This is a genomic window from Cellulophaga sp. L1A9, assembly GCF_009797025.1.
GTDB lineage: Bacteria > Bacteroidota > Bacteroidia > Flavobacteriales > Flavobacteriaceae > Cellulophaga.
Window position 1 is genome coordinate 3,563,566 of the sequence record NZ_CP047027.1, and the last position, 16,848, is coordinate 3,580,413.

The following is a 16,848-nucleotide window of genomic DNA, read 5'->3' on the forward strand; positions in this document are numbered from 1 at the left end:
ATCCTGATCGTAATTTAAGCATACTTTCAGGATTTTTTTTACTACCCAATACATATGATATTAATTGTAGATAGTGGCGCAACAAAATCTGATTGGATTGCTTTAACCGAAAAAGGGGAAAGACTTTTTTTAACGCAAACCTTAGGGTTAAGTCCAGAAGTATTAACCAGACCAGTTATAGAAGATAGGTTGGCGAATAATTTTGAACTTTCTAAAAATAGAGAAGATGTTACTGCTTTATATTTTTACGGAGCAGGTTGTGGAACAGAGAGAATGCAAGATTTCTTAAAAGAAATTTTTAAAGTGTTTTTTCCTAATGCCATAGCTGAGGTTCGAGAGGATACATATGCGGCGGTATATGCTACTACAGCGATAGGAGATCAAAGTATTGTGTGTATTTTAGGAACAGGTTCTAACTGTAGTTATTATGATGGTGAGAAATTATACCAGAAAGTAACCTCGTTAGGATATATTCCTATGGATGATGGTAGTGGTAATTTTTTCGGAAGAAAATTAATTAGAGATTATTACTTTAATAAAATGCCAAAAGAATTAGCAGAGAAATTTGCTAGTGAATACAATTTGGAGGCAGATGTGATTAAAGAGAATCTTTATAAGCAGCCAAATCCAAACACCTATTTAGCTACTTTTGCACGTTTTATTGTTGAGAATAAAGAAAACTCTTACTGTAAAGGCGTTATTGAAAAAGGCTTTCAGCAGTTTATAAATAATTATATCATGCAGTTTGATTTGGCCACGAAAGTCCCAGTATCCTTTGTGGGGAGTATTGCGTATTATTTGCGTGATGAACTGAAAAAGGCATTAGAGCGTAATGATTTAATAGTGGGGCAAATTTTACAAAAACCAATTGATGGTTTGGTGAAATTTCACCAAAAAAGTATTTAATAGAGGGTAAGCCCTTGCGGGTAATAACCTATATAAAGCTAAAAAGCATCTAAGATTAATTTCTTAGATGCTTTTTTATTTAGATTATTTTGTTCCGTTATACTATCGCAATCATCGAAATTTCTACGTTTACAAATTTTGGAAGGTTTGCAACTTCTACTGTTTCTCTTGCAGGAGCAGTTTCTGCATTAAAATAGGTAGCATAAACTTCATTAATTTGCGCAAACTGGTTCATGTCCTTGATGAAGATAGTCGTTTTAACTACATGTTCAAAAGTCATCCCTGCTTCATCAAGAATAGCTTTTAAATTCTCCATAGATTGTTTGGTTTCTTTTTTTATGTCACCTTCTATCAAGTTTCCTGTTTTTGGATCAATAGGTATTTGCCCTGAAATATATAAGGTGTTGCCAGCTAAAACAGCTTGATTATAAGGTCCTATTGGTGCAGGGGCATTTGGGGTATTAATTATTTTTTTCATCTTTTAGCTATTAATTAGTTGTACTACTTTGCTTATCCCATTTAATGTCTTGTAGGATGGAACTAGAAATTCCGATAAAGAAATCCCAGCGTTCATAGGTTCCGAAAGGTGTCCAATTAAATTTAAGGTTAAAACTCCCTAATTCTCTCTGGAAACGTAATTGTGTAATTGAAAAACCTTTATTCACAAAATCATAACCAGAAGAGGCGCCAACTTTCCATTTAGGAGTTAGTTCAATATTTCCGGAAAACATTAAACTATGGCTATTAATACTGTTTTGCCTGTTTGGGTTGGTATAACCAACAGTATAGGCTAATCGAAGATCCCAAGGAATTGTGTTAGAATAAAATTTAGTTTCACGTTCTTCCTCATCCTCTTCATCTCCAGTCCTTCTGTTGTTGCTGAAATCGGCATCTCCAAAAAGGTCATCTGTTCTCCCACCACTGGCGGCAGCATAATCATATTTGTTTTCGTCTTCTTTTCCTTTATCCTTGTCGTCTTTTTGAAAATCTTTGCTAGAAAGACTGTAGCTCATGTTGGCTCTTGCAGTGGTTAATCTAAATAGACTACCACCATTGGCTTTATTGAAGGTGTTTATTCTAGTCCCGTTATTGTCAATAGCGTACGGATCTAAAGTACCTGCAAAGTTTATGGACATTTTACTGTTTAAAATTGCCGTACCACCACTAAAACTAACAGGGCTTAGCTTTAAAGAATCTGCATTGAAGTTGTAACTTGTAGAGAAGTTTAAACTTTTTAGGATGTCCACTTTTTTAGGTTCCAGGTCTGTAGAATCTTTAGACCGTACTTTTGCTTCTAAAGTGTTGGCAAGAGAAAAGCTTACCGAGTTAGATTTACTTAGACTAGGAACGCCATATAAAGTTCCGTTAAAACGTGTGTATTGGGTAATATCACCATTAGTATCTGTTCTAGGTGCGCCATCAGAATCATATAAGTCGTCATAGTATTGATCAAAAGCAGGCGTATAGCCATAACTAATACTTGGTCTCATGACATGACGGATGGCTTGAATTTTTTTGTCTTCACCGAACGTAAACGTACCATAGACCGTTGTTCCAATGCTCGTTGATAAATTATAACTATTAAAACGGTCAAACCCTTGCACAGTATCTCTTACAATTGCAGATTCATCGTTGTCGTAAACTTGATTATAGGTTTGTAAAGACCATACATCTTCATAGGTACCACCCATGGTAACACTTAAATATTTAGCAACTTTAAAATTGGTGCTAATGGGAAGATTATGTTTTGCTCCAATTCGCGCTTTATCAAACATTCTGCCTGTTAGGAAATCGTCATCATTGGTGGTTAATCTATTCTGGGCATTCACATCATATTGAAAGTTGATGTTTTCAAATGCTCCTTTTTTTATACCATCTCTTTTTACAAAGGGGTAAATACGTTCCATACTGGCTTGAAAAGTAGGAAGGGTTATATCTATATTGTCATCGGTAACATCTGTACTTGTTAATTGGCTGTGTGAAGCCGTTAAACTCATGTTTACAGATGGATACTCAGGAAATGTCTTTGAGTAAGATATGGAAGAACTTAGGGTGTTATTCTGCGTATTCGCAATATCTTGTAATCGTAAAGAGTTTTGGTAATACTGACTACTACCTAAGTTTACCGATGCAGAAAAGGTAGAATTTGGACTCGATTTCTGATCTTGAGAATGGTTCCATTGAATATTGTAACTCGTAGATCTACTATAATCATCAAATCCTTTTTGACTGTTTATGATGTTTTGATATTGTAAATTGAATCCTCCTCTATACTTATAACGTTTTACATAGACTGACCTGGAATTAAGGCCATAACTCCCGTTCGTATATAAATCTCCAGTAAGTTCTAAATCGGCATAATCACTAATAGGTAAATAATACCCTCCATTTTGTATAAAATATCCACGATCATCAACACTACCAAAAGTTGGGAAAATTAATCCACCAGTTCTACCCTGACTCATGGGGAAATAGGCAAAAGGCAATGCTATAGGAGTGGGGATGTCTGCAATATACATATTACTAAAACCAGCGATTACCTTTTTCTTAGGAACAAATTTTGCTTTGTTTATTAAAATATAGTAATCAGGGTTTATCGTATCTTTTGAAGTGGTTAGTTTACCTTTACTCAAAAAATAAACAGAATCGTTTTCTTTTTTTGTGATTTCAGCATACACCTTCATAGAATCACTACCTAAAGATCCTAATCCTGCTTGTTGTTCGGTTCTGGAGTTCCAAATTAAAGCCTTTTGTGTGTCAAAATTAAAACGAATAGAATCGGGAATAACCACATTATCTCCTTGTTTAAAGTAGGGCGTCTGTGTATAGTTCCCTAGAGAGTCTTTTATTCTTCCAGCGTAGACCTCATTCTTTATATAATCCATAATTATGGTACCTGCCTTAAGCTCGGTATCTTGATATAGAATTTCTGCTTCGTTATATAAATATATTTTTTGATCCTTCTGACTAAGTTTTACGTAATCTTTGGCGTTATATTTGATCTTATCCAATAAAAGGGTTTCTTTTTTCGACAAAGAATCGGCAGGTATGGAGTCTGTTTGAACATTATCCTTAGATGCAATCTCAGAAAAATCTGTGGTAGCAGAAATCCTAATGGAGTCATTTAGCGTTTTAGAAGGTAGTATAATAACTTTTCCTTCTTGGCTGAATAGACTATAAATACCGCCAAATAGCAGTAAAACTAAAAGTAGATGTTGTTTGTTTGATTGCAAGGCTATAAATCCTATTTTTGTAATAGTTTGTCTTGTCATTATGAACTAAAGAATAGGAGTCAAACTTACATATATTTTTTGTTCTGTATAGGCTACATTACAATAAATTTAACCAATATTACAAATATAATAACATATGCATAAGAATTGTTTTTATCCACTATTACTTTTAGTAGTAGGTTTTACGTTTACTACGGTTAGTGGAAATGACAAAATTGAAACAGCGCAAGATCCTTTTATTGTTGTTTTAGATGCGGGTCATGGCGGACATGATCCTGGAAATTTAGGAAATGGTTTCTTGGAGAAAAACATAGCACTTAAAATTGTTTTAAGAGTCGGAGAGGTGTTGTCAAAAAATAAAGATATAAAAGTGATCTATACAAGAGATGATGATACTTTTGTTGATTTATATAAGCGTGGTGAAATTGCAAATAAGGCAAATGCTAACCTTTTTGTGTCTGTACATTGTGATTCTCATACCTCAGAAGCACATGGCGCAGGAACTTTTGTTCTAGGCTTACATGCCAATAAACAAAATTTTGAAATTGCTAAAAAGGAAAATTCATCCATTTATTTAGAAGATAATTACGAATCGCGTTATGCCGCTTACAACATTAACTCTCCTGAATCCGTTATAGGATTAACCATTATGCAAGAAGAGTTTTTAGATCAGAGTATATTGCTGGCAAAGGCTATGCAAGATAATTTTACAGGGAAACTAGATCGAGTGGATCGTAAAGTTAAACAAGCTGGTTTTATTGTGCTACATCAAACGTTCATGCCAAGTGTATTGGTCGAAACAGGTTTTTTGACGCATAAACCAGAAGGAGAATATCTTAATTCTGCAAAAGGACAGAGTGAGATGGGAGATGCTATTGCAAGTGCTATTCTTCAGTATAAGAAGTCTATCAGCTTAAATGTAAGTGATCAAAGTAATATAGCTCTAACCCCAGAGCCAAAGGTTGTTGCGGCCGAAAAAGTGGTAAAAGAAGAGCCTAAAGTTGCACCTAAGCCGGTGGTAGTGGCGCCTAAAGAAACCCCCAAAGTAGCTCCGGTGATTCCAGTGATTGCAAAAGAAGAACCGAAGTCTGAAATTGTTTTTAAAGTGCAAATTATGGCCAGTTCAAAAGATTTGGGTGTAGCTTCTTCTAACTTTAAAGGTTTAAATAATATTTCAAAAGAAGCCTTTAAAAATATTTATAGGTATATGTATGGGAGTTCAACATCGTATGACTATGCAAACACTTTAAGGAAAGACGCTGAGGATAAGGGGTATAAAGGTTCTTATGTGGTTGCCTATAAAAATGGTGTTAGAATCAATATTAAAGAAGCAATTAAATAGCTGTAAGATAAATAACAAGTCTTAAATAAATTATTTCTAATTTTGTTACAAATCCTAAATTCATTCATTTGAAAATATCAAGAGAGATTAAAACGGGAATTATAGTTGTGGGTGGTATCCTTTTATTTTTAATGGGATTCAGTTATCTTAAGTCATCATCCTTATTTGATAATAGCAAAATGTTCTATGCTGTATACGATAATGTGGGAGGATTACAAACGGGAACACCGGTATCTATTAATGGATATAATGTTGGTAAAGTCAATGGCATTAAGTTTAAAGATAATTCAGGAAAATTATTAGTTACCTTTTCTGTAAGTAATGAGTTCAATTTTTCTAACCAAAGTAAAGCAGAACTTTATGATACGGGAATTATCGGAGGAAAAGGAATTCAGATTATTCCAATGTTTGATAATGCTCCAGTAGCAAAATCAGGAGATACCTTATTATCTGATATAAAACCAGGTTTAACAGATCTGGTGCAGAAAAATTTAGCACCTTTACAGAGTAAGATAGAAGGAGCTGTTACGAATGCAGATTCTTTATTGATTAATTTTAATCAAATTCTCGATGCCAAAACTAAAAGTGATTTAAGAGAAAGTATTAGTGGGTTAAATACCTTGGTTAAAAGTTTTCAAGGCAGTGCAACTGCTTTAAACGGACTTTTAGTAGATAATAAAGGGACCTTAGATACCTCTATCCAGAATATAGCGACCATGACGGATAATTTTAAAAACCTGTCAGATTCTATTTCTAAAGCAGGTTTAGTAGAAACTATGAAAAGTTTAGAATCTACTGTAGCAAGTTTAGATGTTATGTTGGCTAAAATGGAAAAAGGAGATGGTACTTTAGGTAAATTAATGACCGATGAAGAGTTGTATACTAATTTAGCAAACTCATCTAAAGAATTAGATTTACTACTTCAAGATTTTCGCTTAAACCCTAAGCGTTACGTAAATGTTTCTGTATTTGGAAAAAAACAGGTTGATTACGAAGTTCCAGAGAATGATCCAGCTCAAACTATTCAAGAATAAATTATGCAATACATTTCACAAATAATATTCACTCTTATTCTTATTGCCGGTATTGGCTATTTTGCTTCTAACGTAAAAAAACTATTCCGGAATATAAAATTAGGAAAAGACCTAGATGTTAGTGATAATAAGCCACAGCGATGGAAAAATATGGCCAAAATTGCACTTGGACAAACCAAAATGGTGGTGAGGCCTATTGCTGGTTTTCTTCATGTTATCGTTTATGTAGGTTTTATTGTGATCAATATTGAAGTATTAGAAATTGTAATCGATGGTGTTTTCGGTACACACAGAATAGGTTTACATGTTTTAAACAAATCTGTTTACGGATTTCTAATAGGAACTTTTGAGGTCTTAGCGGTATTGGTATTGACTTCAGTAATTATTTTTTGGATCCGTAGAAATATTATTAAACTTAAGCGTTTTTGGAGTGCAGAAATGACAGGTTGGCCTAAAAGTGATGGGAATATCATTCTGTATTTTGAAGTAGTCTTAATGTGCTTGTTCTTACTAATGAATGCAACAGACGCAACGTTTCAAAATTTAGGTTCAGGGAATATTGTGAGTCAGTTTATAGCCCCTTTATTTGAAGGAATGTCTGAAGGAAACGTACATATGATTGAACGTACCGCTTGGTGGATTCATATTATTGGAATTTTGGTATTTTTAAACTATTTATATTTCTCTAAGCATTTACATATCCTATTGGCCTTTCCCAATACGTATTACGGGAAACTTATACCTAAAGGGCAGTTTTCAAATAACGAAGCGGTTACTAAAGAAGTGAAATTAATGATGGATCCTTCTGCTGATCCATTTGCAGCCCCTGCCGAAGATGCTCCAGTTCCTGAGAAATTTGGTGCATCTGATGTTACAGATTTAAGTTGGGTACAGTTATTAAATGCCTATACCTGTACAGAATGTGGTCGTTGCACGAGTGAATGCCCTGCGAACATTACTGGGAAAAAACTTTCACCACGTAAAATCATGATGGATACTCGCGATCGTTTGGTAGAAGTGGGTAAAAATATAGACGCCAATAAAGGAACTTTTGTCCCTGATGGCAAACAATTATTAGGAGATTATATTACCAATGAAGAATTATGGGCCTGTACTTCGTGCAACGCATGTGTACAAGCTTGTCCTGTGAGTATTGATCCGCTATCTATTATTATGGATATGCGTCAGTATTTAGTTATGGAACAATCCGCAGCACCATCAGATTTAAATAATATGATGGGAAATATAGAAAACAATGGAGCGCCTTGGCCTTTTAATCAACAAGACAGATTAAACTGGGCTAACGAATCTTAAGAATTAATAAGTATGAGTAATGAAATAAATGTGCCAACAATGGCATCTCTTTTTGCAGAAGGTAAACAACCCGAAGTACTTTTTTGGGTGGGTTGTGCTGGTAGTTTTGACGATCGAGCAAAAAAAATAACCAAGGCATTCGTAAAAATTTTAAATAAAGCAAACGTAAATTTTGCAGTATTAGGTACTGAGGAAAGTTGTACGGGAGATCCGGCTAAAAGAGCAGGAAATGAGTTCTTATTTCAAATGCAAGCGGTTACCAATATTGAGGTTTTAAACGCCTATGATGTAAAAAAAGTAGTTACTGCTTGCCCACATTGCTTTAATACCCTTAAAAATGAATACCCAGGTTTAGGAGGTACTTATGAGGTAGTACATCATACTCAGTTTTTAAAGCAATTGCTGGAAGAAGGACGGATTACGATGGAAGGTGGCAAGTTTAAAGGTAAACGCATCACGTTTCATGACCCATGTTATTTAGGACGTGCAAATGATGTTTATGAGGCTCCTAGAGATTTAATTAGAAAATTAGATGCCGAGCTTGTAGAAATGAAGAGCTGTAAAACCAGAGGATTGTGTTGTGGTGCTGGTGGTGCGCAAATGTTCAAAGAAGCAGAAAAGGGAGATAAAGAGATTAATATAGAGCGTACGGAACAAGCTTTAGAAGTACAGCCAGATATTATTGCAGCGGGCTGTCCGTTTTGTAATACGATGATGACTGATGGTGTAAAGAATAAAGAAAAAGAGGCAAGTATTGCCGTAATGGATATTGCTGAGTTAATAGCTTCAGCAGACGATCTTTAATAAAAAATAAAAATGCTTATAGATTTTAAAGACTTACCAGATTCTTCTAGAATTTGGATATATCAGGCCAATAGAAGTTTCAATGAAATTGAATTGATAGAAATTCGTTCAGCCTTAGATATCTTTTTAAAAGATTGGACCGCACATGGTAGTGATTTAAATGCAGGGTATGAAATGCCATACAATCGTTTTATTGTAATTGCATTAGATCAAAATGTAGCTGGTGCAACAGGGTGTTCTATAGATGCTTCTGTTCGTTTCATTCAAGGATTAGAGAAAAAATATTCGGTAGACTTATTAGATAAGATGAATGTTTCTTACAAGCAAGGAGAATTTGTTGCCTATAAAACCTTGTTAGATTTTAAAAAGATGGCGAAGAATAAATCTGTTTCCAAGAATACGATCGTCTTTAATAATTTGGTTACCAACAAAGAAGAGTATTTAACACATTGGGAAGTGCCAGCCGAAGAAAGTTGGCATGCTAGATTCATGTAGCAAAACGAATAAAAAAATAATTTAAACATCTAGACTAATCTATTTTAGCTAGATGTTTTTTTTAGTTAAAAATGCTTCTATTTTACGTACAATTTATCGCATTTATTATTTTAGTGTCAATCAAAAACCCTAATTTTACTATAATCAATCGACAAAATGCAATAAAAGGCATTATTTTTGGTTGTCTACTTTTAGATTCCTCTTTTTATGTTTAAAAACTCCCTATTAGCTTTATTATTTATCGGATCATTCATTGCGCATGCACAAAGAAATCCTCTTGTCGTTAAGGACAGTCTTTCGCAAAAGAATTGGGTAGAAGCTAAATACAACGCAATGTCTTTAGAAGAACGCGTAGGGCAGTTATTTATGGTAAGTGTGGCGTCTAATCAGAATAGAGCAGCAACAGATAAAATAAAACAAATTATCTCTGAAAATCATATAGGAGGTGTTATATTTTCTAATGGCGGTCCTGTTCAACAAGCAAAACTTACGAATAGCTATCAATCTGCCTCAAAAATACCGTTGCTTATCGGTATGGATGCGGAGTGGGGTTTGGCGATGCGTTTAGATTCTACGTATGCCTTTCCTTGGAACATGACTTTAGGGGCTATTCGAGATAGTAGTGTCGTAGAACGCGTAGGAAAACAAATAGGAAAACATGCCAAGCGGTTAGGGGTGAATATTAATTTTGCGCCAGATATTGATATCAATACGAATCCAAAAAATCCAATTATCGGCAATCGATCTTTTGGCGAGGATCGTGAAAATGTTACCAGAAATGGTATTGCATTTATGAAAGGAATGGAAAGCGAGCAGGTTTTATCAAGCGGTAAGCATTTTCCTGGTCATGGAGATACCTCTTCAGATTCCCATAAAACACTGCCCGAAATTCCGTTTTCTAGAAAACGATTGGATAGCATTGAAATGTATCCGTTTAAGAAACTTATTGATGCAGGTATAAGCTCTATTATGGTGGCGCATTTAAGTGTACCTAGTTTGGAGTTGCAAAAAGATCTTCCTTCCTCTTTATCGGAACAAATTATATCAGGAATACTAAAAGAAGAATTAGGGTTTAAAGGCTTAGTGTTTACAGATGCATTAAATATGAATGGCGTAGGAGTTTCAAAAAAACCTGGCGATGTAGAACTTGCGGCATTCAATGCGGGTAATGATATTTTATTGATGCCAAAAGATGTGGTGGCCGCTAAAAAGCGTTTGCTAGAAGCTTATGGAAAGGGAAGAATATCAGAAAAAAGATTAGAGACTTCTGTGAAGAAAATTCTAATGGCAAAATATAAAGTAGGTTTAAATACTTATAAGCCTGTCGTTTTAAAAAATTTATATGAAGATTTAAATAGCCTTGAAAATGATTTAGTTTATGAAAGAGCTATTGAAAATGCTATTACAGTTGCTAAAAATGATTTTTCTCTCTTACCTATCAGAACCTTAGAAAATAAAAAAATTGCCTACATAGAATTAGGGGATGACTCTGGAGATGTGTTTTTTAAAACCCTAAATAAATATACGACGGTCACTAAAATAGATAAAAACACCATCACGTCAGGATCTAAGAGCCTTGCATCTTATAATTTAATTATAGTAGGGCATCATAAAAGTAACGAGAGTCCTTGGAAATCATATACGTACTCAAGTGGTGATTTAAATGTGTTGAATAGTATAGGTGCTTTGAGGACGTCTAACTTAATTTTAGCCGAGTTCGCAAAACCATATGCCTTAACTGCGGTAAAACTAGAAAAAATAAATAGTGTTGTTGTTGGCTATCAAAATAGTGCTATCGCGCAAGAAAAAGTTGCCGAAGTTATTTTTGGCGCCATCGGTGCTAAAGGTAAATTACCGGTAACCGCTAATCCTGAACTGCCTGTAAATAGGAGTGTTGAATTTGATTCTATTTTAAGGTTGGGGTATAGTTTACCAGAACGCGTAGGTGTAAACTCTTCTAAATTAGCAGAAATAGATCGCTTAGTGAAAGCGGGTATAGATTCCTTAATGTTTCCTGGAGCCCAAGTGCTTGTGGCTAGAAAAGGGAAGATTATTTACGAAAAAGCCTTTGGTAAACCCACCTATGATGCTACGGAAGAAGTAACGCTAGATCATATCTATGATTTGGCTTCTTTAACAAAAATCTTGGGAACCTTACCTATTTTGATGAAAATGGAAGAGGAAGGTAAATTATCTTTAAACCAAACATTTCAAGAATTAATACCAGCCTATGCAGATACGGAGCTTAAAAATGTAAGCGTTTTAAAAGCCTTATCGCATTATGGAAGACTACCGGCTTGGATTGCATTTTATACCAGTACATTGAACAAGAACAGAAAGCCTTCTGGAGAATTTTATAGAGATAAGCCACTACCCGGTTTTTCTACGAGAGTCACCGATAAACTTTATTTAACCGATGCATATACGGATTCTATTTACAATAGGATTGGGAGACAAGATTTAAAATCTAATCGATACAGGTACAGTGATGTGGGGTATTATGTATTTCATAAATATATAGAGGATACCTACAGTGAAAAGCAAGATGTTTTAGCGAATAAATTTTTCTACGCTCCATTAGGAGCAAAAACAACCACATACAATCCTTTAGATAAATTTAATAAAGATCTGATCGTCCCAAGTGAAGAAGACACCTATTATCGCTATGAAAGAGTACAGGGATATGTTCATGATATGGGAGCCGCCATGCAAGGTGGCGTAGGGGGGCATGCAGGCTTGTTTAGTAATGCGAGTGATATTGCTAAAATTATGCAAATGTATTTACAAGGAGGATTTTATGGCGGTGATCGTTTTATAAGTTCTAGAACCATAAAGAAATTTAATACCTGTTATTTCTGCAAAGAAAATGTAAGAAGAGGAGTAGGGTTTGATAAGCCAGATGCTAGAACAGGATCGCCAACCTGTGGGTGTGTGTCTCAAAAAAGTTTTGGCCATAGCGGATTCACGGGGACGTATACTTGGGCAGATCCAGAGGAAGAAATAGTATATGTATTTTTATCAAATAGAACATATCCTTCTGCAACAAATACGCTTTTAGTTAAATCTGGGTTAAGAACAAGGATTCAAAGAGTGATTTATGACGCAATAGAAAATTAAACGCTAGATTTGAGTGTAATTTGGGGTGAAATATTGCGACTCATTTCAAATTAGAAGACCTAATAAACTTGTAAGAAGTAGATTGTACCTTCAGGAACAGCCCGAAAGTCAATCAATACTATTGATTTTTTAAATTTTTTATATAGATGAAAATTGCTATTGTTTGTTACCCAACTTTTGGAGGAAGTGGTGTTGTTGCTACGGAATTAGGAATTGCACTCGCCAATAGAGGGCATGAAGTTCATTTTGTGACCTATAAACAACCCGTACGCTTAGAGCTATTAAACAATAACATCTTTTTCCACGAAGTACATGTTCCGGAATATGCGCTTTTTCATTATCAACCTTATGAACTTGCCCTATCTAGTAAATTGGTAGATACAGTGCGCTTGTATGGCATAGATTTATTGCATGTTCATTACGCAATTCCACATGCCTACGCGGGGTATATGGCAAAGAAAATGCTTCAAGAAGAAGGCATTTTTATTCCCATGATTACCACATTACATGGAACCGATATTACGTTGGTAGGGAAACATCCTTTTTATAAGCCAGCGGTTACTTTTAGTATCAATAAATCGGATATTGTTACTTCTGTTTCTCAAAATTTAAAAGACGCCACTTTAGAACTTTTTGATATCGAGAATCCTATAGAAGTGATTCCAAATTTTATAGATGTATCTAAACACGAGAACAATTTTACCGATTGTCAACGTTCTATGATGGCAAAAGAAGAGGAACGTATTATTACACATATTAGTAATTTTAGAAAGGTAAAACGAATTCCGGATGTTATAAAAATCTTCAATGAAGTTCAGAAAGAAATCCCCGCTAAATTATTAATGGTAGGTGAGGGGCCTGAAAAGGAAAAAGCAGAATTGCTTTGTGATGAATTAGGGATTGCAGATAAAGTAATATTTTTAGGAAATAGTAATCAGATAGATAAGATTCTTTGTTTTTCAGATTTGTTCCTATTGCCATCCGAAACCGAAAGTTTTGGTTTAGCGGCTTTAGAAGCGATGATTAATAAAACGCCAGTGGTTTCTAGTAATGCAGGAGGAATACCTGAGGTAAACATTCAGGGAGTAACTGGGTACTTAAGTAACGTAGGAGATGTATCGGAGATGGCTGCAAATGCCTTAAAAATATTGAGAAATCCAGAGGTGTTAGCACAGTTTAAAGAAAATGCAGTTGGAAACGCCTATAAGTTTGATATAAAAAGAATATTACCATTGTATGAAGCAGCCTATGAGCGCGCTTTACAAGGTAGATTTAAAAATGCACATTAATAATGAAGTATGTTATTCTTTTCTTTTTTATAGTTTCCTGTAGTGCTCAAAAGTCAACTAAAACAGCGATGGAGCACCAGAAAGGATTGGAGCTTCTGTTAAGTGATTTTCATAGTAATGTAACTACGCCACAAATACTCATTATAGAAGAAGTGGCAAGCTTAAGGGCTTTTTTCGCTACCGTGAATAAAACAAGAAAACCAGGTTTAGCATTTCCTAGTGTAGATTTTTCAAAAGAGCGCATTCTTATATACGCTTGTGGCGAGCAGTATGGTACTGCTTTACCTCAATTAACGGTTTTAAAAGAAGATCATCAAGAGCTCGTTATTAATTGTTCTTTTAAGGAGCAATTAACTACTACGGAGGCTATAGCATCACCATTCGCTATGTATAAAATTAAAAAATCTCCTGAAAATATTCGCTTCACAAGTACGGAGTAGGCTTCCTGCGTTAAATACGACTACATATCGAATATTCTTACCTATTGTAGTACTTTATTGCGTGCTTCGGTTTCTAAAAATATCTTTACTTTTTAATGCTTAGAGAAGATAGAAATAGGGTATAGAAAATACAGAAGAACTGTTAATTCATATTCTCAGCTGTTTTTTGTTTTAAAATAGTTATAATGGACATGCTCTTCAATAAGGGTATTGTTTAAATTGGCAGAGATTTTAATTAAAAATAGGACAGCAATATTCGCAATTTAAAGCGATGCATATTTTAGATTTGCACAATAATTAAGAAAATAGAAGGTCAAAATATAAATTTATTAATTATTAAATTAAAAGTATACCGTGTTATTTAATTCCATTGATTTTGCTATTTTTTTACCTTTAATTTTTTTGCTATACTGGTTTGTATTCAATAAAAATTTAAAAGTACAAAACTTATTTATAGTCTTTGCTAGTTATGTGTTCTACGGCTGGTGGGATTGGCGTTTCTTGGGCTTAATCTTATTTAGTACCCTTCTGGATTTTACAATAGGAAATTTTTTAAGAAACGAAGCGCGTATTTCGCGTAGAAAATTATTACTGTGGATTAGTATTGTTATTAATCTCGGTTTTTTAGGCTTTTTTAAGTACTACAACTTCTTTGTAGATAGTTTTGTAGATGCCTTTACATTTTTTGGACAAACAATAGATGTGGGCGCTTTGAATATTATATTACCTGTAGGGATAAGCTTTTATACTTTTCAAACATTAAGCTATACTATAGATGTTTATAAGAAAGAGTTAGAGCCTACCAAAGATCTAATAGCTTTTTCTGCATTTGTATGTTTCTTTCCGCAATTGGTAGCAGGGCCTATAGAAAGAGCAATTAACTTATTACCTCAAATCAGTACAAAGAGAACCTTTAATCAAACTCAAGTTACCGATGGTTTAAAATTAATGTTATGGGGTTTTTTTAAGAAACTAGTAATCGCAGACAGCCTTTCTCCTATAGTTAATGATATTTTTGACAATTCCGCGGCGCACTCAAGTACCACTTTAGTTATGGGAGCGGTTTTCTTTGCTTTTCAAATTTATGCTGATTTTAGTGGGTATTCAGATATTGCAATCGGTACTTCAAAACTTTTTGGCATAGAGTTAATGAGTAACTTTAAGTTTCCTTATTTTTCAAGAAATATAGGGGAGTTTTGGCGCAAATGGCATATCTCTTTGTCTACATGGTTTAGAGATTATCTCTACATTCCATTAGGAGGATCAAAGGGATCGCAAATTATAAGTATTAGAAATATTTTTATCATTTTTATAGTTAGTGGTTTTTGGCATGGAGCCAACTGGACCTTTGTGATATGGGGACTTTTTCATGCCTTGTTATTTTTACCCTCTTTTATTACCAGTACTAATCGGAAATTTACAGGGGATGTTAATTTATTACATTCACCAAAAGGGTTTATATTAAATCTGTTAAGGTTCTTGCAAACTTTTATTCTAGTGACTATTGGGTGGGTGTTTTTTAGGAGTGAAAGTATTCGTCAGGCATTTTCATACTTGAAAAAAATGTTGTTTGATTTTAGTAGTGAAGTTTATGTGCACCCTAGTGGATATCGAATGATAGATTACTTTATCCTTGTTATTTGTTTTATCGTTTTTGAATATATCATTAGAAATAATGAACGGAATCCGTTTTACTTTAAGAGTAAAATGATACGCTTCTGTTTGTATGTACTGATGGTGTTTTCTATTATTTTGTTTTATGACGATGGTGTCGATAGATCATTCATTTATTTTCAATTTTAAGTATGGGAAGCATCATAAAAAAAATAGTAGTTTACGCGGTACTCCTTCTTTTAGTTTTAGAAGGATTGGTACGTGTATTTCATTTGTATAATGAAGTGCCAAGGCGTTTTGCCGATGATAAAGGAGTAGAGAAGTGGGTCCCTAATCAATCCGGTTATTCCATCACAGGGAATAGAAAGCAAAATGTTGGTCATTATAAGATTAACAATTTTGGCTTTAACTCAGTACATGAGGAGTATCAACCCCAAGAAAATACTTTTGAAATTGCTTTAGTCGGAGATTCATTTATAGAAGGCTTCCATGAAGATTATACAAATTCACTAGGGCAGCAGATTGAACAAAACCTTTCCAATACTACGGTTTTAGAATTTGGGTATTCAGGGTATGATTTGGCAGATGAATTACATGTAATTCATTCCTATAAGGATCTTTTTGATAAAATAGATTATACGTTTATCTATCTAAGATTTACAGATGATTTAGATCGCAGTGCGTATGAAGAATCTTCAAGGTTAAGTTTAGATACGCCTATGAGTAGGATAGCAAAACAAATAAAATTATTAGTGTATTTAAAAGATATTGGGGCATTGGATCCTCTTCTTCAGTTGCCAGGTAGAATTAAAGGTTTTATTTCAGGGGCAAAAGAAAACACACCATCTGAGGCGGAGCTGGCTGCGCAAGAAAAAATGAAGCAGGAGCTTAGTTTAGAAAATTTTAAAAAGCTAACAGCAACCTATCCTATAAATAAAGAAAAGTTTGCCTTTTTATTAGATAGTAGTTTATGTAGTGCTGAGTTTTTAAATTTTTTAAATCAAAATAGTTATAATTATTTAGACATAAATACCGTGCTATCAAAATCTAAAGAACCTACAACACTTGTTTATGATCAGCATTGGAGCAAGCAGGGTAGGAAGTTAATAGCGGAACTAGTTGCTAAGAAAATTTTAGAACCAACAAGCAGCTATTCCCAATTTGAAAATTAAAAATGAATAAGTAAAATTTCACTTAAAAGGTTCAACTTAATTTTTACCTACCTGTTTTATTCTCTTGTTCGGAACCAATTTTGTGTAT

The 16,848-nt window shown here is 34.2% G+C and carries 13 protein-coding genes; 11 read left to right on the forward strand and 2 right to left on the reverse strand.

Annotation, left to right across the window (positions count from 1 at the left end; all coding sequences use genetic code 11):
* Window positions 1-54: 54 nt before the first annotated feature.
* Entirely contained in the window at window positions 55-906 is an 852-nt protein-coding gene (locus GQR94_RS15780) for an N-acetylglucosamine kinase (RefSeq protein ID WP_158976765.1), read from the forward strand.
* A 97-nt stretch (window positions 907-1,003) separates the two neighbouring features.
* Here the strand turns inward: GQR94_RS15780 and GQR94_RS15785 are convergent, their stop codons facing one another.
* Both GQR94_RS15785 and GQR94_RS15790 read right to left on the reverse strand, forming a co-directional pair.
* Entirely contained in the window at window positions 1,004-1,384 is a 381-nt protein-coding gene (locus tag GQR94_RS15785; protein WP_158976767.1) for a RidA family protein, read from the reverse strand.
* Between the two features lie 10 nt (window positions 1,385-1,394).
* Window positions 1,395-4,178, reverse strand: a complete 2,784-nt coding sequence (locus GQR94_RS15790; RefSeq protein ID WP_158976769.1) for a putative LPS assembly protein LptD — start codon at window positions 4,176-4,178, stop codon at window positions 1,395-1,397.
* 97 nt (window positions 4,179-4,275) lie between these two features.
* Here GQR94_RS15790 and GQR94_RS15795 point away from each other — a divergent pair, with 97 nt between their 5' ends.
* From GQR94_RS15795 to GQR94_RS15840, 10 genes are all read left to right on the forward strand, one after another.
* On the forward strand, window positions 4,276-5,481 hold the full coding sequence (locus GQR94_RS15795; RefSeq protein ID WP_158976771.1) for an N-acetylmuramoyl-L-alanine amidase: 1,206 nt from the start codon (window positions 4,276-4,278) through the stop codon (window positions 5,479-5,481).
* A 68-nt stretch (window positions 5,482-5,549) separates the two neighbouring features.
* Window positions 5,550-6,515, forward strand: a complete 966-nt coding sequence (locus tag GQR94_RS15800) for an MlaD family protein (protein ID WP_158976773.1) — start codon at window positions 5,550-5,552, stop codon at window positions 6,513-6,515.
* A gap of 3 nt (window positions 6,516-6,518) precedes the next feature.
* The gene (locus GQR94_RS15805; protein ID WP_158976775.1) at window positions 6,519-7,829 is read left to right on the forward strand and encodes a (Fe-S)-binding protein; all 1,311 of its coding nucleotides are present in this window, start codon (window positions 6,519-6,521) and stop codon (window positions 7,827-7,829) included.
* Between the two features lie 12 nt (window positions 7,830-7,841).
* Window positions 7,842-8,633, forward strand: a complete 792-nt coding sequence (locus GQR94_RS15810; RefSeq protein WP_158976777.1) for a (Fe-S)-binding protein — start codon at window positions 7,842-7,844, stop codon at window positions 8,631-8,633.
* Window positions 8,634-8,645: 12 nt separating this feature from the next.
* Window positions 8,646-9,128, forward strand: coding sequence for an ABC transporter ATPase (locus tag GQR94_RS15815; protein WP_158976779.1), 483 nt, complete (start codon window positions 8,646-8,648; stop codon window positions 9,126-9,128).
* Window positions 9,129-9,335: 207 nt separating this feature from the next.
* Complete coding sequence (locus tag GQR94_RS15820) at window positions 9,336-12,245, forward strand: glycoside hydrolase family 3 N-terminal domain-containing protein (protein WP_158976780.1); 2,910 nt, start codon at window positions 9,336-9,338, stop codon at window positions 12,243-12,245.
* Window positions 12,246-12,391: 146 nt separating this feature from the next.
* Window positions 12,392-13,534, forward strand: a complete 1,143-nt coding sequence (bshA, locus tag GQR94_RS15825) for an N-acetyl-alpha-D-glucosaminyl L-malate synthase BshA (RefSeq protein WP_158976781.1) — start codon at window positions 12,392-12,394, stop codon at window positions 13,532-13,534.
* Between the two features lie 2 nt (window positions 13,535-13,536).
* Entirely contained in the window at window positions 13,537-13,974 is a 438-nt protein-coding gene (locus GQR94_RS15830) for a hypothetical protein (RefSeq protein WP_158976782.1), read from the forward strand.
* A gap of 354 nt (window positions 13,975-14,328) precedes the next feature.
* Window positions 14,329-15,777 (forward strand): MBOAT family protein, encoded by a 1,449-nt coding sequence (locus tag GQR94_RS15835; RefSeq protein WP_158976784.1) that lies wholly within the window; start codon window positions 14,329-14,331, stop codon window positions 15,775-15,777.
* A 2-nt stretch (window positions 15,778-15,779) separates the two neighbouring features.
* Complete coding sequence (locus GQR94_RS15840) at window positions 15,780-16,760, forward strand: hypothetical protein (protein WP_158976786.1); 981 nt, start codon at window positions 15,780-15,782, stop codon at window positions 16,758-16,760.
* Window positions 16,761-16,848 lie beyond the last annotated feature (88 nt).